Source organism: Micromonospora sp. WMMD1219 (assembly GCF_049315215.1).
GTDB lineage: Bacteria > Actinomycetota > Actinomycetes > Mycobacteriales > Micromonosporaceae > Micromonospora > Micromonospora tulbaghiae.
In genome coordinates this window covers 1733366-1753695 of sequence record NZ_CP186057.1, presented here as the reverse complement: position 1 = coordinate 1753695, position 20330 = coordinate 1733366, and the positions used below count along the sequence as shown (strand labels likewise).

The 20330-nt window shown below is 69.0% G+C and carries 23 protein-coding genes and 2 tRNA genes; 13 read left to right on the top strand and 12 right to left on the bottom strand.

Annotation, left to right across the window (positions count from 1 at the left end):
* Window positions 1–114 precede the first annotated feature (114 nt).
* The 5 genes from gyrA to ACN27C_RS08485 all read left to right on the top strand — a co-directional run bounded on the left by gyrA (window position 115) and on the right by ACN27C_RS08485 (window position 5296).
* A complete protein-coding gene (gene gyrA, locus ACN27C_RS08505; protein WP_422750877.1) occupies window positions 115–3894 on the top strand; it encodes an intein-containing DNA gyrase subunit A in 3780 nt (1259 codons plus the stop codon).
* 3 nt (window positions 3895–3897) lie between these two features.
* Window positions 3898–4821 (top strand): DUF3566 domain-containing protein, encoded by a 924-nt coding sequence (locus tag ACN27C_RS08500; protein WP_422750876.1) that lies wholly within the window; start codon window positions 3898–3900, stop codon window positions 4819–4821.
* A 143-nt stretch (window positions 4822–4964) separates the two neighbouring features.
* Window positions 4965–5038: transfer RNA gene (locus tag ACN27C_RS08495), tRNA-Ile, on the top strand.
* Window positions 5039–5081: 43 nt separating this feature from the next.
* On the top strand, window positions 5082–5210 hold the full coding sequence (locus ACN27C_RS08490; RefSeq protein WP_013283222.1) for a DLW-39 family protein: 129 nt from the start codon (window positions 5082–5084) through the stop codon (window positions 5208–5210).
* A gap of 10 nt (window positions 5211–5220) precedes the next feature.
* Window positions 5221–5296, top strand: a tRNA-Ala gene (locus ACN27C_RS08485).
* Between the two features lie 55 nt (window positions 5297–5351).
* On the opposite strand, the gene ACN27C_RS08480 is transcribed toward ACN27C_RS08485, so the two are convergent.
* The 8 genes from ACN27C_RS08480 to ACN27C_RS08445 form a co-directional block, all read right to left on the bottom strand.
* Entirely contained in the window at window positions 5352–6503 is a 1152-nt protein-coding gene (locus ACN27C_RS08480) for a tyrosine-type recombinase/integrase (RefSeq protein ID WP_422750875.1), read from the bottom strand.
* Complete coding sequence (locus tag ACN27C_RS08475) at window positions 6500–6682, bottom strand: helix-turn-helix domain-containing protein (protein ID WP_364736102.1); 183 nt, start codon at window positions 6680–6682, stop codon at window positions 6500–6502. The genes ACN27C_RS08480 and ACN27C_RS08475 overlap by 4 nt, the downstream gene beginning before the upstream one ends.
* Complete coding sequence (locus ACN27C_RS08470; RefSeq protein WP_422750874.1) at window positions 6679–8415, bottom strand: replication initiator; 1737 nt, start codon at window positions 8413–8415, stop codon at window positions 6679–6681. Before ACN27C_RS08470 ends, ACN27C_RS08475 begins: the two co-directional genes overlap by 4 nt.
* Entirely contained in the window at window positions 8412–9056 is a 645-nt protein-coding gene (locus tag ACN27C_RS08465) for a GGDEF domain-containing protein (protein WP_422750873.1), read from the bottom strand. Before ACN27C_RS08465 ends, ACN27C_RS08470 begins: the two co-directional genes overlap by 4 nt.
* Window positions 9053–9691 carry a DUF2637 domain-containing protein gene (locus ACN27C_RS08460; RefSeq protein WP_422750872.1) on the bottom strand — a complete coding sequence of 213 codons (639 nt, stop codon included), beginning with the start codon at window positions 9689–9691 and terminating at the stop codon, window positions 9053–9055. The genes ACN27C_RS08465 and ACN27C_RS08460 overlap by 4 nt, the downstream gene beginning before the upstream one ends.
* Entirely contained in the window at window positions 9688–11118 is a 1431-nt protein-coding gene (locus ACN27C_RS08455) for an FtsK/SpoIIIE domain-containing protein (protein ID WP_422750871.1), read from the bottom strand. The genes ACN27C_RS08460 and ACN27C_RS08455 overlap by 4 nt, the downstream gene beginning before the upstream one ends.
* A gap of 3 nt (window positions 11119–11121) precedes the next feature.
* Complete coding sequence (locus ACN27C_RS08450; protein WP_422750870.1) at window positions 11122–11580, bottom strand: hypothetical protein; 459 nt, start codon at window positions 11578–11580, stop codon at window positions 11122–11124.
* An 89-nt stretch (window positions 11581–11669) separates the two neighbouring features.
* Complete coding sequence (locus ACN27C_RS08445) at window positions 11670–12101, bottom strand: hypothetical protein (protein WP_422750869.1); 432 nt, start codon at window positions 12099–12101, stop codon at window positions 11670–11672.
* A 197-nt stretch (window positions 12102–12298) separates the two neighbouring features.
* On the opposite strand from ACN27C_RS08445, the gene ACN27C_RS08440 reads away from it, so the two are divergent.
* The 3 genes from ACN27C_RS08440 to ACN27C_RS08430 all read left to right on the top strand — a co-directional run bounded on the left by ACN27C_RS08440 (window position 12299) and on the right by ACN27C_RS08430 (window position 15056).
* A complete protein-coding gene (locus tag ACN27C_RS08440; RefSeq protein WP_422750868.1) occupies window positions 12299–13084 on the top strand; it encodes a GntR family transcriptional regulator in 786 nt (261 codons plus the stop codon).
* Between the two features lie 11 nt (window positions 13085–13095).
* Window positions 13096–13743 carry a 2'-5' RNA ligase family protein gene (locus tag ACN27C_RS08435; protein WP_422750867.1) on the top strand — a complete coding sequence of 216 codons (648 nt, stop codon included), beginning with the start codon at window positions 13096–13098 and terminating at the stop codon, window positions 13741–13743.
* A gap of 401 nt (window positions 13744–14144) precedes the next feature.
* A complete protein-coding gene (locus ACN27C_RS08430) occupies window positions 14145–15056 on the top strand; it encodes a phytanoyl-CoA dioxygenase family protein (RefSeq protein WP_422750866.1) in 912 nt (303 codons plus the stop codon).
* 387 nt (window positions 15057–15443) lie between these two features.
* Here the strand turns inward: ACN27C_RS08430 and ACN27C_RS08425 are convergent, their stop codons facing one another.
* On the bottom strand, window positions 15444–15821 hold the full coding sequence (locus ACN27C_RS08425; protein WP_088986731.1) for a carboxymuconolactone decarboxylase family protein: 378 nt from the start codon (window positions 15819–15821) through the stop codon (window positions 15444–15446).
* A 380-nt stretch (window positions 15822–16201) separates the two neighbouring features.
* Here ACN27C_RS08425 and ACN27C_RS08420 point away from each other — a divergent pair, with 380 nt between their 5' ends.
* Together ACN27C_RS08420 and ACN27C_RS08415 are read left to right on the top strand one after the other, a co-directional pair.
* On the top strand, window positions 16202–16444 hold the full coding sequence (locus ACN27C_RS08420; RefSeq protein ID WP_422750865.1) for a hypothetical protein: 243 nt from the start codon (window positions 16202–16204) through the stop codon (window positions 16442–16444).
* A 76-nt stretch (window positions 16445–16520) separates the two neighbouring features.
* Entirely contained in the window at window positions 16521–16760 is a 240-nt protein-coding gene (locus ACN27C_RS08415; protein WP_422750864.1) for a hypothetical protein, read from the top strand.
* Between the two features lie 32 nt (window positions 16761–16792).
* On the opposite strand, the gene ACN27C_RS08410 is transcribed toward ACN27C_RS08415, so the two are convergent.
* Entirely contained in the window at window positions 16793–17233 is a 441-nt protein-coding gene (locus ACN27C_RS08410) for a DUF4259 domain-containing protein (RefSeq protein ID WP_422750863.1), read from the bottom strand.
* 465 nt (window positions 17234–17698) lie between these two features.
* Here ACN27C_RS08410 and ACN27C_RS08405 point away from each other — a divergent pair, with 465 nt between their 5' ends.
* The gene (locus ACN27C_RS08405) at window positions 17699–18118 is read left to right on the top strand and encodes an ester cyclase (RefSeq protein WP_422750862.1); all 420 of its coding nucleotides are present in this window, start codon (window positions 17699–17701) and stop codon (window positions 18116–18118) included.
* Between the two features lie 67 nt (window positions 18119–18185).
* On the opposite strand, the gene ACN27C_RS08400 is transcribed toward ACN27C_RS08405, so the two are convergent.
* Both ACN27C_RS08400 and ACN27C_RS08395 read right to left on the bottom strand, forming a co-directional pair.
* Window positions 18186–18929, bottom strand: a complete 744-nt coding sequence (locus tag ACN27C_RS08400; RefSeq protein ID WP_350814445.1) for an LPXTG cell wall anchor domain-containing protein — start codon at window positions 18927–18929, stop codon at window positions 18186–18188.
* Between the two features lie 98 nt (window positions 18930–19027).
* Window positions 19028–19564 (bottom strand): AAA family ATPase, encoded by a 537-nt coding sequence (locus tag ACN27C_RS08395; RefSeq protein WP_422750861.1) that lies wholly within the window; start codon window positions 19562–19564, stop codon window positions 19028–19030.
* A 51-nt stretch (window positions 19565–19615) separates the two neighbouring features.
* On the opposite strand from ACN27C_RS08395, the gene ACN27C_RS08390 reads away from it, so the two are divergent.
* Both ACN27C_RS08390 and ACN27C_RS08385 read left to right on the top strand, forming a co-directional pair.
* Window positions 19616–19921 carry an ArsR/SmtB family transcription factor gene (locus ACN27C_RS08390; protein ID WP_091413576.1) on the top strand — a complete coding sequence of 102 codons (306 nt, stop codon included), beginning with the start codon at window positions 19616–19618 and terminating at the stop codon, window positions 19919–19921.
* Window positions 19918–20304 (top strand): VOC family protein, encoded by a 387-nt coding sequence (locus ACN27C_RS08385; protein ID WP_422750859.1) that lies wholly within the window; start codon window positions 19918–19920, stop codon window positions 20302–20304. Before ACN27C_RS08390 ends, ACN27C_RS08385 begins: the two co-directional genes overlap by 4 nt.
* Window positions 20305–20330: the final 26 nt, after the last annotated feature.

Below are 20330 nucleotides of genomic sequence, written 5' to 3'. Positions count from 1 at the left end.
GCCGGACATCCACCGGCCGGCCCGGCAGTCCACAGAGTTATCCACAGCCTGAACGCTTTCCACAGCCGTTATCCACAGCGAGACCACGACTGAAGAGTCTGATAAGGGTTAACAGTGACCGATACTCCCGAGTCCACCCCGAACGAGCCGGAGACCCCGGAGACACTGGCGGCGGTCGTCCAGCACGACCGGATCGAGCCGGTCGGCCTCGAGGTCGAGATGCAGCGCTCGTACCTCGACTACGCCATGAGCGTCATCGTCGGGCGGGCCCTGCCGGACGTCCGGGACGGGCTCAAGCCGGTCCACCGCAAGATCCTCTACGCCATGTTCGACTCCGGCTACCGGCCGGACCGCGGGTACGTGAAGTGCTCCCGCGTCGTCGGTGACGTGATGGGCCAGTTCCACCCGCACGGCGACTCGGCCATCTACGACGCGCTGGTCCGGATGGCGCAGCCGTGGTCGCTGCGCTACCCGCTGGTCGACGGCAACGGCAACTTCGGCTCGCCCGGAAACGACCCGGCCGCCGCCATGCGTTACTGCCTCGTCGGCGACGCCCGGATTCGTACCGCTGAGGGGTCCGTGAGGATCGCCGACGTCGTGCCGGACGCCGCACCGAGCAGCGAGACCGATGTCGACCTGAAGGTCCGTGACCGCAACGGTGACCTGGTCCGCGCCTCCAAGTTCTTCCACTCCGGCGAGCACCCCACGCTGCGGCTGCGCACCCGCGAGGGGTACGAGCTGACCGGCACCCACAACCACCCGGTGCTCTGCCTGGTGAACGTGGCCGGCGTGCCGACCCTGCTGTGGAAGCTGCTCGCCGAGATCTCCCCGGGCGACCGGGTGGTCCTCCAACGCACCGTGCCGGACGAGATCGGCTACCCGATGCTGGAGCACGTCGAGGCCGCCGTGCTGGCGGGCGCGTTCGTGTCCGAGGGGTGGGTGTCCGAGCAGCGGGCCGGCTTCAACAACGTGGACCGGGAGTTCTTCGTCCGGGTCCTTACCGCCTACGACCTCGCGGTCGGCGGTCCCCGGTACGTCGCCGAGCGGGTCATCGCCTCCGGCAGCACGCTGCACGAGCTCGACGTACAGGATCTCTCCGCACTCCGGGCCAGCGTGCTGGGCGAGATGGTGGGAGCGCGGAGCGCCGACAAGTTCGTGCCGGAGTTCGTCTGGCGCGGGCCGGCCGCGGTCAAGCGGGCCTTCCTCCAGGCGCTGTTCGAGGGTGACGGTTCGTCGTCGCTGCTGCCCCGCCACACGATCCAGGTCTCCTACTCGACCCGCAGCGCGCGGCTGGCCCGCGAGGTCCAGCAGCTGCTGCTGGAGTTCGGCGTGGTCAGCCGGCAGTGCCGGTACGACAACGGCGAGATCAAGGTCGTCGTCACCAACCGGCGGAACGCCCGGATCTTCGCCGCCCACATCGGCTTCCTCGGCCGCAAGCAGGCGAAGCTGGAATCCGAGCTGTCCCAGGTGCCGGCGAGCAGCACCGCGCTCTCCGGCGACCACGTGCCGTTCGTCGGCGACTTCGTCCGTGAGCACGGCGCGAGCCGCTGGACCGAGCGCGACTGGCTGCGCCGGCACAACGTGGACCGGATCGAGCGCTGGGAGCGGGACCGCGACGAGATCGCGGCCCGGATCACCGAGCCGGGCATCCTCGACGTGGTCGAGCCGCTCGTCGACGGGCGCTTCTACTACGCCGAGGTGACCGAGATCACCGACGCCGGTGTGCGGCCGGTCTACAGCATCCGGGTGGACACCGAGGACCACTCGTTCGTCTCCGACGGCTTCGTCAGCCACAACACCGAATGCAAGCTCGACCCGCTGGCGATGGAGATGCTGCGGGACATCGACGAGGACACCGTCGACCTGCAGGACAACTACGACGGCCGGGCCAAGGAGCCCACCATCCTGCCGTCGCGGATCCCGAACCTGCTGATCAACGGCTCCGAGGGCATCGCGGTCGGCATGGCCACCAAGATCCCGCCGCACAACCTGCGCGAGATCGGCGCGGCCGTGCAGTGGTGCCTGGAGCACCCGGAGGCCGACGAGGCCACCACGCTGGAAGCCCTGCTGGAGATCGTCAAGGGCCCGGACTTCCCGACCTACGGCCTGATCGTCGGCCAGGCGGCCATCCAGGACGCGTACCGGACCGGGCGTGGCTCGATCCGGATGCGCGCCGTGGTCGAGGTGGAGGAGGACAAGCGGGGCCGGCCGGCGCTCGTGGTCAGCGAGCTGCCCTACCAGGTCAACCCGGACAACCTCGCCGAGCGCATCGCCGAGCTGATCAAGGAGGGCAAGCTCGCCGGCATCGCCGACATCCGCGACGAGTCCTCCGGCCGTACCGGCATGCGGATCGTGCTCGTGCTCAAGCGCGACGCGGTCGCCAAGGTGGTGCTGAACAACCTCTACAAGCACACCCAGCTCCAGGAGACGTTCGGCGCCAACATGCTGGCGCTGGTCGACGGTGTGCCGCGCACGCTCAACCTGGCCCAGTTCATCCGCTACTACGTCGAGCACCAGATCGAGGTGATCCGGCGGCGGACCGCGTTCCGGCTGCGCAAGGCCGAGGAGCGGGCGCACATCCTGCGCGGTCTGTCCAAGGCACTGGACGCGCTGGACGAGGTGATCGCCCTGATCCGTCGCTCGCCCACGGTGGAGGACGCCCGGCAGGGCCTGATCCGGCTGCTGGATATCGACGAGGTCCAGGCGACCGCGATCCTGGACATGCAGCTGCGCCGGCTCGCCGCCCTGGAGCGGCAGCGGATCCTGGACGACCTGGCGAAGCTCGAACTGGAGATCGCCGACCTCAAGGACATCCTGGCCAAGCCGGAGCGGCAGCGGCAGATCGTCTCGGAGGAGCTGGGCGAGATCGTCGCGAAGTGGGGCGACGAGCGGCGCACGAAGATCGTCCCGTTCGACGGCGAGGTCTCGATGGAGGACCTCATCGCCCGCGAGGACGTGGTGGTGACGATCACCCGCACCGGGTACGCGAAGCGGACCAAGGTCGACCTCTACCGGTCGCAGCGGCGCGGCGGGAAGGGCGTCAGCGGGGCGACGCTCCGCCAGGACGACATCGTCAGCCACTTCTTCGTATGCTCTACCCACGACTGGATCCTGTTCTTCACGAACAAGGGTCGGGTCTACCGGGCGAAGGCGTACGAGCTTCCCGAGGCCAGTAGGGTGGCCAAGGGCCAGCACGTGGCCAACCTGCTCGCGTTCCAGCCCGACGAGCAGATCGCGCAGATCATTGAAATCCCGAACTACCAGGTGGCCCCCTACCTGGTACTGGCCACGAAGAACGGCCTGGTGAAGAAGACGCGGCTCGAGGAGTTCGACTCCAACCGTTCCGGCGGCATCATCGCGGTCAACCTGCGCGATGAGGACGAACTGGTCGGTGCGGTCCTGGTCGCTCCGGAGGACGACCTGCTGCTCGTGTCGAAGAACGCCCAGGCGATCCGCTTCAACGCCACCGACGAGGCGCTGCGCCCGATGGGCCGGGCCACTTCCGGGGTGATCGGCATGCGCTTCAGCGGCGAGGACGAGTTGCTCGCCGTCGAGGTGGTGCGAGAGGGTCTGGACGTTCTGGTCGCGACGAACGGGGGTTACGCGAAACGTACCCCGATCGAGGAATACCCGGTCCAGGGCCGGGGAGGTAAGGGCGTGCTGACCGCGAAGATCACCGAGCGACGCGGTGGCCTGGTCGGCGCGGTCGTGATCGATCCGGAGGACGAGCTGTTCGCCATCACGAGCAACGGCGGCGTCATCCGGACTCCGGTGAAGCCTGTACGCCGTACGCGTGACCGGAACACAATGGGGGTCAAGCTGATGGACCTCCCGGACGGCGTGACTATCGTGGCGATTGCTCGCAATGCCGACGAGCCTGACGAACAGGACTAGTTGATGACGGAGACACAGGCGAAGTCGGGGAACAAGGGGACCTCGGCCACTCCGGTCGAGGAGGAGGCCGCGCAGGGCGGCACACCAGCGACCGGCCGCGCGGCTGTGGGCCGGGCCACGGTTCCCGCCGACGCGCCTGCCCCGAAGTTCACCCGGGCTCCCGGCATGGCCCCGCCTCCGGACATGCCGGGAGAGGACTCCGGCTCCCGGGACTCGGCCGAGACCAAGGTCGACGCTCCGACGTCGGCCGACGGTCTGGCCGCTCCGGCAGCCAAGCCCGCGAACGCCACGAACACCCAGCCGATCACCCCGTCGGCCGCCGGCCGGGCCTCCACCGGGACGACCGGCACGCAGCCGCGGATCGGCGCCGGCCTGGGCACCGCCCCGAAGGCGTCGCCCGACGGCTCGCGCCCGAGCGGCGCCGCGAGCGCCCAGGCGCGGCCCGCCAACGGTGGCGGCCTGCCGCCGGGCATCAGCGGCGCGGCGGCCGTCGGCGCCGCGCGCGTGGGTGAGGCGGTACGCGCCGCGCGTACCTCGGTCAGCTCGGCCGCGTCGCGCGGACCGCGACGGGCCCGGCTGAATCTGAAGCGGATCGACCCGTGGTCGGTGATGAAGTTCGCCTTCGCGGTGTCCGTGGTGCTCTTCATCGTGGTCGTCGTGGCGACGTCGGTGCTCTACCTGGCGCTGGACGCCATGGGTGTGTTCAAGAGCGTCAACGACAGCCTCACCGACCTGGTGAACGCCGGCGGCGGCCAGGGTGGCGGCGGCTTCCGGATCACCGCCAAGGGCGTGATCCTGACGTCGGCGCTGATCGGCCTGGTGAACGTCGTGCTGTTCACCGCGCTGGCCACGCTCAGCGCGTTCGTCTACAACGTCTGCGCCGACCTGGTCGGCGGGATCGAGCTGACGCTCGCCGAGCGGGACTGATCGACCGACGCCGGGGCACCGCGTAAAGCGGTCGCCCCGGCGTCGTGCGTCCGGGTAGGTTCGAGGTGGCGCGGGTGCTTCCACCACAGACCCCCGATTTGGGCGCGGTGGAGGCGATGGGTTAACCTAGCTCGTCGCTACGCGGGGCTATAGCTCAGTCGGTTAGAGCGCAGAGCTGATAACTCTGAGGTCGCTGGTTCGATTCCAGCTAGCCCCACCGCACATCGTCCGACGACAGTCGAGCGCGAGGGGTCAAGCACATGTTCAAGAAGCTCCTGATCCTGGCCGGCATCGTCGGTGTGGCCGCCGTCGTGGCCAAGAAGGTCAAGGCCTCGAACGACGAGCGCGCCCTGTGGCACGAGGCGACCACGGCGCCCGACCTGCGCTGAACGCCGACACGGGGCCCTAGCTCAACTGGCAGAGCACTGCCTTTGCAAGGCAGGGGTTAGGGGTTCGAGTCCCCTGGGCTCCACCAGCACTTTCCCCGGTTGATCTCGGGTCCGAGTACAGCCATTCGTACAGCCAAGCGGTCACGCCATATCTTCCTCGCCGAGGACCCGGTCAATGGCCGAGGCAGCCTGACGAGCCCGCGCCGGCAGGACGTGCCCATAGGTGTCGGCCGTCATCCGGATCGTGGAGTGCCCGAGCAGCTCCATCACCGTGCGCAGCTCCTCGCCCTGGTCGAGCAGGAACGTGGCGAATGCATGGCGCAGGTCGTGCAGGTGCAGCCAGTCCAGACCTGCCGCCGCGCGGAGCTGGTCAAAGCGCCGGTTGACGTTCCGCGGCTCCATCGCGGTCCCGATAGTGCTGGCGAAGACCAGGCCCAGATCCGACCACAGCTCTCCGGCCGCGAGCCGTTCCTTGGCCTGGCGAACCCGCTGCGACTCCAACGCCCGTACCGCAAGGGACGACAGCGGCAGCGGACGGCTCGACCGGTGCGTCTTCGGTGGCACGAGCTCCAGCCCGCGATCCGTGCGCTGCAGCGTCTGCCGAACGAACAGCGCCCGCCCCGGCAAGTCGACATCCGACCAGCGCAGGCCCAACAGCTCAGCCCGCCGCAGTCCGGTCGCCAGCGCCAGGACGAACAGCGATTCCAGCCGGTCCCCGGTCAGCGCCGACAGCAGCGTCTTGGCTTCCTCCGGCGTCAGGGCACGTCGCTCGGTCCGGCCGAGAGCCGGCGGCTTGGCGGCCTTGGCGACGTTGCGCGGCACCAGGTCCATCCGCTCAGCGTCGGCCAAGGCGACCCGCAGCACCGCGTGCACCTTGATGATGCTGGCCGGCGCGAGCTTGCCCCGTAGACCGGAGAGGAACCGCTGCACATCCCGAGGCGTCAGCCGATCGAGCTTCACCCGACCCAGGCCCGGCACCAGGTGCTTGCTCACGGCCAGGCGGTAACGCACCAGCGTTGACGGCCGGGTACCATCGTGCGCCTTCACGTCCCGCAGCCACTCGGTCAACCAGGCTTCCAGCGTCCGAGGCCGCGCAGTGAGGTCGACCCCGAGCTGAAGTTGACGACGCAGATCGTCCCGCTTCCGGACCGCCTCAGCCTCGCTCTTGGCGTAGACGTACTTCCGCTTACGCTTCCCGTCGATCCACCCGAGGTCGACCACCGCAGCCCACACGCCCGGCCGCTGCTCGTACACCGAGCCCTCACCATGAGCACGACGCCGCCGGCCGGTCATGCCGCGAACTCCTCATCGGCCGACAGGAACTGGTCGATTGCCGCGACCGGTATCAGCCGAGCACGGCCCGCTTTGATCGACCGCAGGCGACCGGATCGCATGAGGACGTAAACGGTGTCTCGACAGACGCCGAGCAGGGCCGCAGCCTCAGCCGGGCGGACGCTCTTCTTCTCGCTCATGCTGCGGTCCCTTCCTGCTCTGCGGACTGACGTGAGGTGGTTGCCGAAACGTCGGGCGGGTCGGCGGCTGCTCGTCTGGCGGCGTCGAGTTGGGCGCGCCATTGGATGCGTTCGGAGATGGCCCGTAGCACCCGGTGTCCGATCGGCGGAACGTCGGGATCGGTGGGCTTGGCCAGTTCCCAGGCATGCCGTTGCTCGCCACCGGCCGGGGCGGTGTTGGCGTCGGTGGTGACGCCGAGCAGGGCCTTAACCCAGTCGCGGCGGTCGGCCCGGTGATCAGTGAGCGTCTTGCCGGACCACTGCCGGGAGATCAGCACCCGCCGCCCACCGATGCCGAGCGTTTCCCGCTTGTGGACCTTGTTCTTGCAGTTGCCGGGCTTCAACCCGGGCCGCGCCTTCTTCGGCTGGATGCCGTAGAGCAGCCAGTTAGCGCACCGCTCGGAGCACGGCGTGTGCCGCAGCTCGGCCCAGAGCCGTTCCAGGTGCGCCCGTTGGCGGCCGGTGGTGATGTCGTGGCAGTCGGCGGCTTGCTTGGTCAGGTACTTGGTGATGTAGCCGACGCACCGATCCGCGTCCTTGGTCCCGGCGAGCACGCCTTTGGCGTCAACCTGAACGCCGAAGCGGACGACGTGCACCGGGGTGGCGTCGGGGTCGGCGTCGACCAGGTCCAGGGCGTCATCCCAGGACGGCAGCAGCCGCCCGGTATCGGGGTCGGTGTAGCCGGCGGCGTCGGCGTCCCATCGCGGCGCCCTCCCCGGTTCGTAGACCACCTCGGTGGCGGGCGGCCACCAGACTTGGTGGTAGGTGGCGGCGGCGACCTGGCGGACGAGGGCGCGGGGGATGGTGCCGCGCATGGCGAAGTGCGCGTGCGGGGCGAGGCGGCGTTGCGGCTCGACCGCGCCCGCGTATTGGACGTTCCAGCCGACTGCGCGGCGCAGGTTCTGCCAGAAGCGGTCCAGGAGTCGGGGGAAGTGCACGGCGTCCCAGGCGGCGCGGCGGTAGTCGTAGGCGTCCGGGTCGACGGGGGTGCCGTCGGAGTGGACTCGGCCGTAGGAGCCGAGGGTGAGGGTCAGGAACATCGACGGCCGGAACACCTGCCCGCCGTGGCCCTCGAACGTCCGCCCGATCGTGCGGTTCTCCACCGGCAGCCGGGGCAGGTCCGGGGCGTCCTGGCGACGTTTGGTGGAGCGGACCCGTCGCTTGCCGTCGCCGTCCTGGTCGTCGTCGGTGGCGTGGGGTGGGGCGGGTCGGCCGCGCATGCCTTCGGTGGTGATCTCGGCTTCCAGTTCCGCGATGGCGTCGTCCAGGTCCGCGACCTGGTCCCACTGTGAGGTGCGGGCGGCTTCGTCGCGGGCGAATTCCAGGTGAGCGCGGGCGACGATGAGCGCCTGTTGCGCCTCGGTCGCCGGGCGGGGACCGGGGTCGGGTTCGTCGTCACGATGCCAGCCCTCGCGGATCTGCTGCTGCCGCAGGCGGCGCGCCCGCTTGGCGCAGGCTGGGCACTTGGCTTCCTGGGTGGCGCCGCAGGGCATGTCGATGACCTCGGTCTGCCCGGAGTCGAGGTCAGTGCGGCGCAGGGACACGGGGCGGGTGCAGACGCCGTAGTCGGCGGCAAGGTCGGCCACGACGTCGACGGAGCGAGGCATGAGCATCCGGGCGGCCCGGGAGCCCGGCCTCGGAGCCTTCGCCGAGGTGGCGGGTTCGAGGCCGGGCAGCGTCGGAGACAGGGTCATCGGCTCACCCCCTTGGTCGGGGCCAGTTCCCGGGTGCGGACCAGGGGCCGGGGGTCGGCGGTGGCGTGGTCGTCCCGCAGCGGGTCGAACGCGGCCACTCCGGCGCGGGTGGTCTTGGCCCGGTACATGGCCGCGTCCGCGTCGGCGAGGGCGGCGGCGAGCCCCGCCGGGCTGGCGGGTGCGAGGCCGATGCTGGCGGTCACCGACACCGCCACCCCGGACGGCAGCCGGACCGGCGCGGCGATCGCAGCGGCCAGGCGGCGGGCCGCCGTGGCGGGGTTGGTGTCCAGGAGCAGCGCGGCGAACTCGTCCCCGCCGAGGCGGGCCGCGACGCCATGCACGGCACGCAGGCGGGAGGCGACGGCGGTCAGGACGACATCTCCGGCGGCGTGGCCGTGAGTGTCGTTGACCGGCTTGAAGCCATCCAGGTCGACCACCACCACCCACGGCCGCAACGCGGCGAGCTGCTCCCACGACTGAGCGAGTCCGGCGCGGTTCGCCAGGCCGGTCAGCGGATCACGCAGGGTCGAGCGGTGCAGCGCGGCCAGCTCGTAGCGCACGGCGTAGAGCCGGTACTGATCCCAGCAGAACACGGCGAGGGCGGCGATGAGGAGCAGGCCGGTGAGCAGGTGGTCGGTCATCGGGTCACCTCTCCGAGCAGGGGGACGCCGTTGCGGCGGGTGAACGCGGCCGGCGGCACCGGAGCCACCGCAACCGGACGAGCAGGCGGGACAGGAGCCGCAGCCGGGGCGGGCGGCGCGACCGGGCGGGACGCAGCCGGGACGGGAGCAGACGGCGGCACCGGAGGAGCCAAGACAGCAGCAGAGACAGGAGCCGTGGCCGGAGCCGGAGCCGGAGCCGGGACGGGGGCCGGGGTGGGGGTGGTGGTGACGACGAGTTTGGACAGGCCCATGAACGCCAGCGCGGGGACAGCCGACAGCAGCCAGCCGGACAGGCCGGGCTTGGCGACGGCGAGCTGCGCGGCCAGGGACAGGGCGACGGCGGCGACGAGCAGGAACATCGGGTAGCCGACCGGCTGGCGGGCGCGGCGTCGGCGGCGGATGGTCAGCAGCGCAGCCACGGGCACCAACTCGCTGATGACGGCGTTGGCCCAGCCGAACCACGCCCCGGTCCCAGGCGGGGAGTTGTCGAGGGTCCATTCCTTGACGTGGGTGAACGACGCTGCGCCCGCGAACCCGGCCACCAGGAGGAGGATGACGACGAGGACCAGGCCCTCAACGCGCTCGGTGCGGGTGGTGGTGGGGTGAGGCTTCACGCGGCACCTCCGAGGACTTCGCCGTCGATGACGCGGAGACGGCCGTAGGTGTGGGCCATGTCGCGGATCTCGTCATCGGTCAGGTAGGAGAACCGGACCCGCATCGGGGTGGGGTCGCCGTCGATGACCACGAACGCCACCCCCGGCAGTGACTGTGGGATGCGGTCACACAACGCGCCCCGGTCCCGCATCCCCTCACCCAGCACCAGGTCCACCTGGGCGGCTTCGGCCAGCCGCAGGCCGATGCGGGTGGGGAACAGGTCCCGGAACGGCAGCACCTCCTTACGCGGGTCCTGAATCGCCGCGACAACGTGCACACCGACGGCGCGGCCTTGCGAGAGCAGGATCGACAGGGCGGCCTTGACGCGGTCCTTCAACTGCCGGTCGGTCAGATAGGCGGTGAGGTTCGCCAGCTCGTCAATGACGACGACGATCAGCGGCTCATCCGGCGTCGGGGTGTGCTGTCGGGTGCGGCCGTAGAGCTTGCCGGCGCGGTCTTTGGCGACGGTGGCGGCTTCCTCGATCAGCTCCACCATGGCCGGGTAGTCCTTGCGGGCGAAGCGGGCGAACATCGGCGCGCCCATCCCCAACTCCATGCCGCCCTTGGGGTCCAGGCCCCACAACTGCACCAGGCCGGAGGTGACCCCGTTGGCGAGGGAGCGGACCAGCGACCAGATGACCGAGCCCTTCCCCGCACCCGTCGCCCCGACGACGAGAACCTGCGTGCCGAACAGCCGAAGGTCATAGCCCTCGCCGTCCTCACGACGGCCGACCGGCAGGGCGGTGAACTCGGGGACCGCCGGCACCGGCAGCGGGCGCACCAGTTTGGCGAGGGGGTCCCCACGGAACAGGTGCAGCAGCACCACATCCGGCCGCGCCCCTGGGATCGCCTTGACCTGGCGGACGCCGAAGGTGTGGGCGAGGCGTTCGGCGACCTTGGCGAAGTCGTCGGGGATCTGGCCGGTGACCATCCGCACCGTCACCACGTCGACCCCGCCCGCGCACTGGACCTTCCGCAGCACCGGCAACACGGTGTGGGAGTCGAAGGAGACGGCGAGCTTCGCGGTGACCATCGCGGCGTGCCAGTTGCGCCGGTACAGCCACCGCCGGAACCGGGCCAGGACCGGCCACCACCCGAACCGCAGCCACGACGACCGATGCCCCAAACCCCAACCGGCCGCGACGGCGGCGACCAGGACCACGACACCGACCGGACCGACCCAGCCGAAGCGCAAGTACAGCCAGCAGAAGAACAGCACCGGGGCGGTCACGTACCAGAAGCGGACCAGGACCGCAGCCAGCCGGGCGAGGCCCTTGAGCGTCCACCAGGACAGGGCCAGCCACATCGGGATACGCACGAACGGCGTCCGGACGTTGAGCGGGGCGGAGTCGATGCGCTCACCCCGGATCACGTTGACCAGCGGCACGACTCAGCCCTCCCCACCCGCAGCGGCGAACAGGACGGCCTGACCCGGCGCACCGGGACGGCGGCGAACCACCCGGCGGCGCACCGGGATCCGGGACGGGCCGAGAGCCGCCAGGTCGACCGGGCCGGTCAGCGGAGCCGGGACGTGGCGGGTCATGGTGGGCAGCCACCGGCCCCGGCCCAGGACGGCACGGAGGTCGACCCGGTCGGACACGTGCGGGGCGATCAGGTCCGGGTCGAGGCGGCGCAGCTTCACCACCGTCCGAGCGAGGGCAGCGGCAGCAGCGGAGATCTCCACCAGCGCCGCCACGCGGACCGCGTCGGACGGGACGGTGGTATAGACCTCGCGGGCGGCCCGGATCCCGGGACCGGCCAGCCGCATCACGGTCCGGCGGTGCGTCGTGCGGCGTGGGGCGGGGCGCGGGTTCCCGACGATGCGGGCAGCGTCAGCTAGCGTGGGCATCAGCCCAACTCCTTCCAAGGAGATGAGGGTCAGAGCGCGGGGCGGGAATCGTCTTGGTCGGTGAGCCCGCCCCGCGCGTGCAGTTCTGGTCAGGCCGCCTGCTTCGACACGGCGGCGGTCGGCTCGGTCATGGCGCCCGCGCGGATCGACCACGCCTGACGCGCCCGGCACTTCCCCGAGCCCTTGCACCGCTGCGAGTCGACGTACGGCGTCAGCGTCACGTCGGAGAACGTCACCGCCGGCGGGTAGCCCGGGATCTTCGACGCGGGCGGGACCGGCTGCTGAGGGGCGGCGATCTTCACCTTGACCTCCTTCGACCCGCCGAACTTCCCCGCCTCCGGGTCCAGGTCCAGAACCTTGACCACCCACAGGCGCTCGCCCGTGTCCTTGTCGCGCGCCTGGTCGTCACCCTGGCCGCGCTTGTCGAAGTCCGTCACCGGCTCCACACCCAGGCACAGCGCGCCCGCCGGGAAGACGTAGTCGAACGGAACCGGAACCTTGATCGAGTTCGGGACAGCCATCTCGGCACTCCTTCATGTCGCCGCCGGCCCTCTGCCGGTCTTGGCGGGTCCGAAGACCTATAGAGGACTGTAGGTGGTTGGCTGCCAGTCATCAAGACCTCTATAGGACCAATGTTGCCGATAGGTGCGGGCCTCATCGGCGCTACCGTGGTCAAGAGGGGTAGACCTCCATAGGACCGGCCCAGGATGGGGCAGACATGACCGACGACCTTGGTGCCAAAGCACCCAAGTACTTGCAGATCGCGGCCCAGCTACGCAGGGAAGTCCGCGAGGGCAAGTTCAAGCCGGACAACCGGCTTCCCGCTGAGACAGCTCTCGCAAAGCGCTTCCGAGTCAGCCCAATCACTCTCAGGAACGCCATTGGCGTGCTTCGGGCCGAAGGACTGATCGAGTCCCGTCACGGCGTAGGCACGTTCGTGCGTGAAAGCCGTCGGCTGCACCGTCGGTCCCGCGACCGCTACGGGCGAGCGCGCAAGGATCAGCGGCTGCTGACCTCACACCTCCGGCACGAGATCGTCTTTGCCGGACGCGCCCACGTACCCGCGCACATCGCCGAAGTCATGGGCATCGAACCAGGCACGGAAATCGTGGTTCGCCGCCGCAACCTCTACGACCGGGAAACGGGCAAGCCCGAGGAGATCGGGGCCAGCTACATCCCCGCCGAGATCGCTGCTGGCACCTACCTGGAGGAACCCACAGTCGTCCCGAAGGGCCTGTTCCTCTGCGTGGAAGACCTCAGCGGCAAGCGCTACACAACGGCACGGGACCAATGGGTAGCCCGCCTTCCCACCGCCGACGAAGCGGCAGCCCTCGCGCTACCTCTGGGTGCCCCAGTCATGCACGTCATCCACACGGCCCGAGCCGAAGACGGCAGCATCCTCGAAGTGTCAGAGTCGGTATGGCCCGCCGACCGAATCATGGTCATCGACGACTACCAAGTAGAACCAGGGGCCATCGAGCCCGAAGCACCCTCCGAAGTCTGACAGGAGAAGCCGTGTCACTCGCAGACCTCGCACCGGGGCAGCACGCCGACCGCGTCCGTGACCACTGGTGGTGGCGGCCCGGGTGGCGCGTCGGGCGCCGCTTCTACGCCTTCCACGTGACCTTCGAGGACCAACCCGAGCTCTACCGCCTTGCCGACTCCTACCGGTCAGCTCTGGCCGCTGCTCCGCCCTCGACGCTGATTCCGGATGAGTGGCTACACCTCACGATGCAGGGCATCGGCTTCACCGACGAAACCAGCGAGGCGACACTGGCCGCAGTCATCGAGGAAGCGGGCAAGCAGCTCACGCAACTGCCCGCAGTGTTTGTCGAGTTCGGGGAGGTTGTTGTGGCTGACGAGGCCATCGTCATGCCCGCGCTGCCCGTCGAGCCTCTCCAACGACTACGAGCCGCGACGCGGACCGCCATCGGGCACGTCGTCGGTGAGGACCAGGTCCCCGAGGACCCCAGCCGATACCGGCCTCACGTCAGCGTCGCCTACCTGACCACCGATGGCCCATCCGAGCCCTACGTCCAGGCGGTGCAATCCGTGGCTCCCGAGCCCGCCACCGTCTCGATCAACCACGTCGATCTGATCGAGATGCACCGAGACCGGCGCATGTACGAATGGCAACTCGTCGCGCGGATGCCGCTCGGCTAACCCTTGCGGTCTGCGTTGCCGAATTCCGCTCTATCAGATCAAGGCGGCCCGCAAGCGGGCCGCGCCGGCCCGGCCCCGGCCTGCTGGCGACCTCCGGCCGGCATCGGCCGGGCCGGCCGGCCACGCTTCGAGACGACAGGTCCTTGAAGACCTCGGGGCTCCGCCCCGAACCCCGACCCTCCTCGGAGATCAGCCGCGGATCCCCTCGCCGGGCACCACGAGGGCTACCAGCCTCCCCGGACGGGGTCCAGGTCGTTCGTCCGGTGGGGCGCTCCACCTGGACCCCGTCCGGGGAGGCTGGACGGTCTACGACTGCCCGACGAGGAGATCCGCCACTTCCGCAGCCGGCATGAGCCCCAAAAGCAGATGCGTACCCATGGATGCATCGGCATACTGCCCGGATGGATTTTGAGGCCATCAGGGATGAGTGGCAGACCCATGGATTTGTCATCCTGCCCGGCTACATCCCGCCAGCGGACCTAGCACCGGCACTTGGTGAGTTAGACACCATGTTTCCCTCACCTGAAGGCTTCCATGACGGGACCGACCCACGGCGAGACCGATACATCGGAGACGAGTTCGCCGGCATTGAGGCCTTCCCCTTCGAGAGCGTCGAGCTCAGCTTGCTGGCGGTGAGTGATCGCTTGGTCGGCCTGGCGCGCGAGCTGCTCTCCGACGAGGATCTCAGGATCTACTCCGCCGAGGCATGGGCGAAGTTCACCGGAGCGGCTGACTACGACCAAGCACTGCACCGCGACTACCTCAACCACACTCTGCTCGTGCCCACGGACGCGACCGACTACCAACAGGTGGAGATGTTCGTCTACCTCGTCGACGTGCCCGAGGGCCTCGGTCCGCCGCACATGCTTTCCACCCAACGCACCCGGGACTTCTCTGCCAAGCCGAACTGGTACCCGCGTGCAGACGTGGGCGGGGAGGTCAGCGAGTTCGTTTCGCCTACCGGAAGCCCGCACCTCTATGAGGCGGAAGTGTCCGGTGCCGGTCCAGCCGGCACGGTGGTCGCATTCCAACCGGGCACGTTCCATCGAGGCACAGGCATGACCACGCCACGGGGTGCGCGCTACAGCATGCATCTCAATTACCGGCCAGCCTCCGTGGAGTGGGGTACTCGCTATGCCTGGGCCGACCGAAGCCACGAGCCCGCCTGGTACCGGTTCGTAGGCCAAGCAACTCCACAGCAGCTTTCGCTCTTCGGCTTCCCGCCACCGGGCCACCCCTACTGGACCGCCGAAACCGTCACAGGAGTTGCCCAGCGTTACCCGAACCTGGACATGACGCCCTGGAAGATCTGAGGTCAAGGCAGAACAGCCGCCAACTCTGAACTAACCCGACGAGGTGTGCGAGTTCCGGCCGTGTCCACACTTCCTAACCCGTGTGGCTGTACAGCCATCCGTACAGCCAAGCCGGTCGACGGGTATGGGTGACGAGCGACAGCAGCCGACAAGCCGAGCAGGTCAGCGGCAGTGGCCGACGCTGGTCGACAGAAGTCTTGATCTTTGCAAGGCAGGGGTTAGGGGTTCGAGTCCCCTGGGCTCCACCACATCATCCGGCCAGGTCACGGCCTGTTCTCTCCTCCCCTGACTCTTGGCTGACTTCGGGTACGGCTTGTCGAACAGGTGGCCGTCGACCTCGATGACGACCCGCTCGACAACTAGAGTCGACGGGTGCTGGCAGCGTCGTCAGCGGTGCTCGCCGAAGACCGCCGCGGCCACCTGGTAGCTGTCGAACGCCCGGGCCGCCCCGGCGTACGCCTCTAGGTGGATGAAGAGCTCGACGATCTCCTCCTTGGTCACGCCGGACGTCAGCGCGATGCGCAACTGCCCCCGCAGCGGCTCGTGGGTGCCCAGCGCCGCCGCGACGGCCACCGAGATCAGGCAGCGGCTCCGCAGGTCCAGGCCTGGTCGCGGCCACGAGTCGCCGAAGGTGTGTTCGGTCGCCAGCCGCCGGAAGTCCTGACCGACCGCGGGTTCCCCGTCGGCCAGCGGCAGGGTCAACGGTTGGCCGAGGAGGCGCTCCGCGGTGTCGAGGGCCTGCTGGTATCGGGGATCGTCGGGCATGCGTTGCCACCTCCGCACGTGTCAGCCGATCGACTGCCGTTCGGTTCCAGCATCGCGCCCACCCCGGCCGTTCGGTCGGCCGTTCCGGGAAACCGGTTCCGTCCCTGCTGATGCTTGACGGTTGGTTTAGTGCGCCTGCTTTAGGCGAGGGCTACTCGCGGCCGGTGGCCATGACGAGGGCTTAGGTGAACTGCTTCCAGGTCGGTTGGTCGGGGAAGTCGTCCCCGCGCGGTTGCGATAGAGCCATGGAAGGGCTTTGAGCGAGGATTTGAGTGCGTCCAGGGAACGTTCGAGGGTGTGGTTCTCCCACTCGGTGGGGGCGCGCGCAGGTCGGTGAGCATCCGCGCGACGATCTCGGCCGCATCGGTGTTCGTGGTGACGTGGTCGACGTCGTCGGCGCGGATGTTGGCGAACCTGCCGGTATCGTGTGCGCTGCTCATCGGGTCATCGTGCCCGTTCTGGAGGGGGAGTCGGTCTTTCGGGGCGGCTGGCTTGATGTTGCGGACGGGCTGGGGGGTGGTGCGTATGCCGTCGTTGCAGGTGATGGCCAGCTCGGTGACGTCGACGGTGACGGTCTTGCCGGCATGGACTCGACCGAGGGCCACTTCTTGCCCGTTGTCTGACGCTGGCACGACGCGGTCGCGGAGTTTGGTCGCCGGCTGGGTTCACGGAGGTGGGCTTTGAGGCAGAGGAGCGGTATTGCCGGACGAGGTGTTCCCCAGCGATCTTTCCGGCCACTTCTGGGCAACAGTGAAACGCCTGCCGGAACTCGATCGATGGCGCTTTGAGATCCTCGACTATCAGAACAACGTCCTGCTCAGCGGCTTGGCCTGTAGCGAGAGGCAGGCCGCAGTCATTGTCAACCCGTGGGACCAGGTGATCGCAGCGTCGCCGGACGAAGAGGACCGCAGCATGGGTGGCATCGATGACTCGGGATGACGGGCAAATCCGCGCCACGCGGACGCGCGGTCCTAAAGCATCGCGATCTGGCCGGGCAGTTCGGTAGGACCGGACAGCACTGCGCGGAGCCTGGTGATCCGCGGGAACTCGATCGCTCCCGCCTCGCCCCATAGGCTCCGCCACTCCGAGTCGTCGCCGAGGACCCGGTCGAGTGCTTCGACCGCCAGCTGTGGCAGGTCATCGTCCAAGTCAAGGGATTCACCAGCAAGCAGGAAGTCCGGCGCGTACGGCGAGGTTATCGGTTCTCCGCCGGGCATCTGAGACGCCACGATGGCCGCTGCGGCGATGGCCGAGGCGGCGTCGTCATGGTCGAGGTACCCGGTGTTGAGCGCTGCCGTTGTCAGAGCAGCACGAACCATTGCCGGCCGGGCAGGCGGATCGGCATCGTGGAGATCACCGCACCAGTCGGCGGCGCTGTCGTTGTCGAACGGGCCGTCGTCCCAGGCGCCCATGTGCTCCTCCTTCACGTTCCCGGTGAGCGGATCATGAAGCCGAGCGGGGGCGGACGCAAGGCGCGAGAGCGCTTGGCGGTACAGCCATCGGTACAGCCAAGCCAGCCGACGGGCGCGCGTCGAAGCGCCTGGCGGGATCGGGGGTCCGTGCGGAGGCTTCGGCTCACAGTGGCCATGGTGGGCGGACGGCACTACGACGACAACGGATTTCTCCGTGTAGCAACTCGGTGAGACGGGCGGGGGTGGAGCAGACTGCCGGCAAGCACCCGAGCGGCGGGCAGATCGGCGAGGCTGTTCGGACCCAGGGACCACGTACTGATCGGTACAGAACGTGACCCGGATCAGGGACCGATCGGTACAGAATCCTGTTACGGTCGTGTCAGAACCGAGCGGTACAAAATCTCGCTCGCTCCGACGGCCGGTCCGGTGATGCGGGTCGACGCACACAGATGAGGGAAAACGATCATGAGCTTCGTCGTAACCCAGCCAGCCATGTCCACCCAGGAACTGCGGGACTTCTACCTGCGGTACGTCGAGCTGGCGAACAAGCGGGAGTTCGCCCGCATGGCCGACTTCGCCCACGAGGAGGTCGTCATGAACGGCACCCCGGTCAAGATGGCGGACATGGTGGCCGAGTTCTACAAGCACGTGGAGGCGGTGCCAGACCTCCACTGGGAGATCCAGGACCTCGTCGTCGAGGGCGACACGATCGCCGCCCGGCTCGTCGACACGGGCACCCCGGTCAAGGAGTGGAACGGCCTGACGCCCACCGGCAAGTCGGTGTCGTTCACCGAGACCGCCTTCTACCGGGTGCAGGACGGCAAGTTCAAGTACATGTCGTACCTGATGGACACCGACTCGGTGCGGCGGCAGCTCGCCGGCTGACGGGGGAATCCGGAAAACGCGGCGCGCCCAGCCCGATGACGCAATCGAGCTGGGCGCGCGCAGGGAACTACGCGACGAAGCGGGAACGACGCCGGCGTCCGATGACGTAGCTGGCGCCGCCGATGAGCAGGAGTGCCCCACCGATGCCGGCCACGGTCGCGGTGTCGGCGCCGGTCACGGGCAGCCCGCCGCCCTCGCCACCACCGTCGCCGCCGGGCGCACCCACGCCGGCGGAGGGGGTGACGGGCGGTACGACTGTCGACGTGGCGCTGGGCGTCGCGGTCGGCGTGGTCGTGGGCTGAGACGGCGTCGGAGTCGGCGTCGGCGTCTGGGACGCGCAGTCGAGCGCACGAGCCTCGTACAGGCCGTTGTTCAGGTAGGCGAGGTAGGCCTCGACGGACGGGTCGTCGAGCACCTTCTGCGCGGCGGCCCGCACGTTGGGGCCGGCGCCCGTCATCGTCTGGCCGATCCTGACGCGCAGAGCGATCGCCCAGCGATCCTGCACGTTCTTGAGGTATGCGCGAAGGTCGTCCGAGGTGCCCTTGAGCCGCTCCTCGATCTCGCCCGGCAGAACCGGCAACGATTCGGCCTGCGCCTCGGCCAGCAGCCGGTACGCCAGCAGCCGAAGCTCGGAAACGGTGGCGGTGTCCAGGTCGATGGTGACAAGTTCGCGGAAGTCCTTGTACACCTTGCGTTCGACCGTCTGGCAGGACTCGTTCAGCCCGGGCGATGCGGCTTGCGCCGCCGCAGGGGCCGCCGGAATCAAGAAGGCCAGCGCCACCAGGGCACCGGCCGGAACCTTCCATTGCATGTGGACTTTCCTCCCCGTGGAAATCAAAACATGGAGATGTTAGCGGTATCGGTCCCCAGAGCAAGGGCATTGATGTGGCCGACGCTGCACAGAGTGCGCTAAGGGCACGGTCGATCAACTGCCTCTTTGATCGCCGTCACCCGGGTCGCGAGCGGTCCCGCCGGCACGTCGACGAGGTCGAATCCCGCCTCGCGGTACGTCAGTTCGTGGACCCGCTCGAAGACGATCGACTCCTCGAAGCTGATCCGCCGGGCCGCGGTCGCCTCGACGAAGCCCTGATTCCGGACGAAGAAGACGGTCCGTTCCGCGGTCATGCCCTCGATCTCGTCGAGCAGGGCGGACGGCGGTGTCATGCCGAGGTGGCGGCACAACGCGAGCGTGCACACGGGTGAGCGGTCGTGGAACACCACGTCGTCGCCGAACATCTCGGCCCGGCGCCGACGCCTCCGCTGGAGATCCAGCACCCGGTCGGCGAAGCCCGGCTCCCGCCACGGCTCCGGCCGCCCGAGCGCCTGCTGAAGCGCGATCACGTCGGTCGCGGCCTCCTCCACGACGGGGTATCCGTCGATCTCCAGGTGCCGGAGGATCGCTGTCTTACCGGAGCCGGGAGCGCCGGTGAGGATGTATCCGGGCATGACGTCCTCCGATGGCGGGCAGCCTCTTGATAGGCAAGCCACTACTTGCATATGGTGGGTGACGTGGGCGATCTGTACCAGGCGCTGGCCGATCCCACCCGCCGCCTGATCCTCGACGAGCTGACCGAGCGCGACGGTCAGACGCTGTTCGAGATCTGCGGCCGGCTGGCCACGAAGCACCAGGTCGGCTCGTCCCGGCAGGCGATCTCCCAGCACCTCGACGTCCTGGAGGCCGCCGGCCTGATCGTCACGCGGCGGCAGGGGCGCTACAAGTTCCACCACCTCGACACCCGGCCGCTGCGGTCCATCACCGAGCGATGGCTCAGGTCCGCCGAACCCACCCAGGAGAACCCATGAGAATCAACCTCACCAGCGTGTACGTCGACGACCAGGCCAAGGCGCTGCGCTTCTACACCGAGGTGCTCGGCTTCGTGAAGAAGACCGACGTGCCGACCGGGGAGTACCGCTGGCTGACAGTGGTCTCGCCGGACGCCCCGAACGGCGTGGAACTGCTGCTGGAGCCCGACGCGCACCCGGCCGCCAAGGCGTTCAAGGAGGCGCTCGCGGGCGACGGCATCCCGCTGACGCAGTTCGCGGTGGACGACGTGGCCGCCGAGCACGACCGGCTGCGGGGCCTCGGCGTGCTGTTCACCCAGGAGCCGGTCGACATGGGCCCGGTGACCACAGCGGTGTTCGACGACACCTGCGGCAACCTGATCCAGATCGCACAGTACCGGTAGCCGGGCGCTGACTCCACGCGGAACCG

Excerpts from the sequence above, each read along its gene's own strand:
- ACN27C_RS08465 (WP_422750873.1), bottom strand. The coding sequence starts at position 9,056 with ATGACCGACCACCTGCTCACCGGCCTGCTCCTCATCGCCGCCCTCGCC.
- ACN27C_RS08395 (WP_422750861.1), bottom strand. The coding sequence starts at position 19,564 with ATGCCCGGATACATCCTCACCGGCGCTCCCGGCTCCGGTAAGACAGCG.
- ACN27C_RS08405 (WP_422750862.1), top strand. The coding sequence starts at position 17,699 with ATGAGCTTCGTCGTAACCCAGCCAGCCATGTCCACCCAGGAACTGCGG.
- ACN27C_RS08480 (WP_422750875.1), bottom strand. The coding sequence starts at position 6,503 with ATGACCGGCCGGCGGCGTCGTGCTCATGGTGAGGGCTCGGTGTACGAG.
- ACN27C_RS08445 (WP_422750869.1), bottom strand. The coding sequence starts at position 12,101 with ATGGCTGTCCCGAACTCGATCAAGGTTCCGGTTCCGTTCGACTACGTC.
- ACN27C_RS08410 (WP_422750863.1), bottom strand. The coding sequence starts at position 17,233 with ATGGGCGCCTGGGACGACGGCCCGTTCGACAACGACAGCGCCGCCGAC.
- ACN27C_RS08490 (WP_013283222.1), top strand. The coding sequence starts at position 5,082 with ATGTTCAAGAAGCTCCTGATCCTGGCCGGCATCGTCGGTGTGGCCGCC.
- ACN27C_RS08430 (WP_422750866.1), top strand. The coding sequence starts at position 14,145 with ATGGATTTTGAGGCCATCAGGGATGAGTGGCAGACCCATGGATTTGTC.
- ACN27C_RS08450 (WP_422750870.1), bottom strand. The coding sequence starts at position 11,580 with ATGCCCACGCTAGCTGACGCTGCCCGCATCGTCGGGAACCCGCGCCCC.
- ACN27C_RS08470 (WP_422750874.1), bottom strand. The coding sequence starts at position 8,415 with ATGACCCTGTCTCCGACGCTGCCCGGCCTCGAACCCGCCACCTCGGCG.
- ACN27C_RS08475 (WP_364736102.1), bottom strand. The coding sequence starts at position 6,682 with ATGAGCGAGAAGAAGAGCGTCCGCCCGGCTGAGGCTGCGGCCCTGCTC.
- ACN27C_RS08425 (WP_088986731.1), bottom strand. The coding sequence starts at position 15,821 with ATGCCCGACGATCCCCGATACCAGCAGGCCCTCGACACCGCGGAGCGC.
- ACN27C_RS08400 (WP_350814445.1), bottom strand. The coding sequence starts at position 18,929 with ATGCAATGGAAGGTTCCGGCCGGTGCCCTGGTGGCGCTGGCCTTCTTG.
- ACN27C_RS08500 (WP_422750876.1), top strand. The coding sequence starts at position 3,898 with ATGACGGAGACACAGGCGAAGTCGGGGAACAAGGGGACCTCGGCCACT.
- ACN27C_RS08390 (WP_091413576.1), top strand. The coding sequence starts at position 19,616 with ATGGTGGGTGACGTGGGCGATCTGTACCAGGCGCTGGCCGATCCCACC.
- ACN27C_RS08385 (WP_422750859.1), top strand. The coding sequence starts at position 19,918 with ATGAGAATCAACCTCACCAGCGTGTACGTCGACGACCAGGCCAAGGCG.
- ACN27C_RS08440 (WP_422750868.1), top strand. The coding sequence starts at position 12,299 with ATGACCGACGACCTTGGTGCCAAAGCACCCAAGTACTTGCAGATCGCG.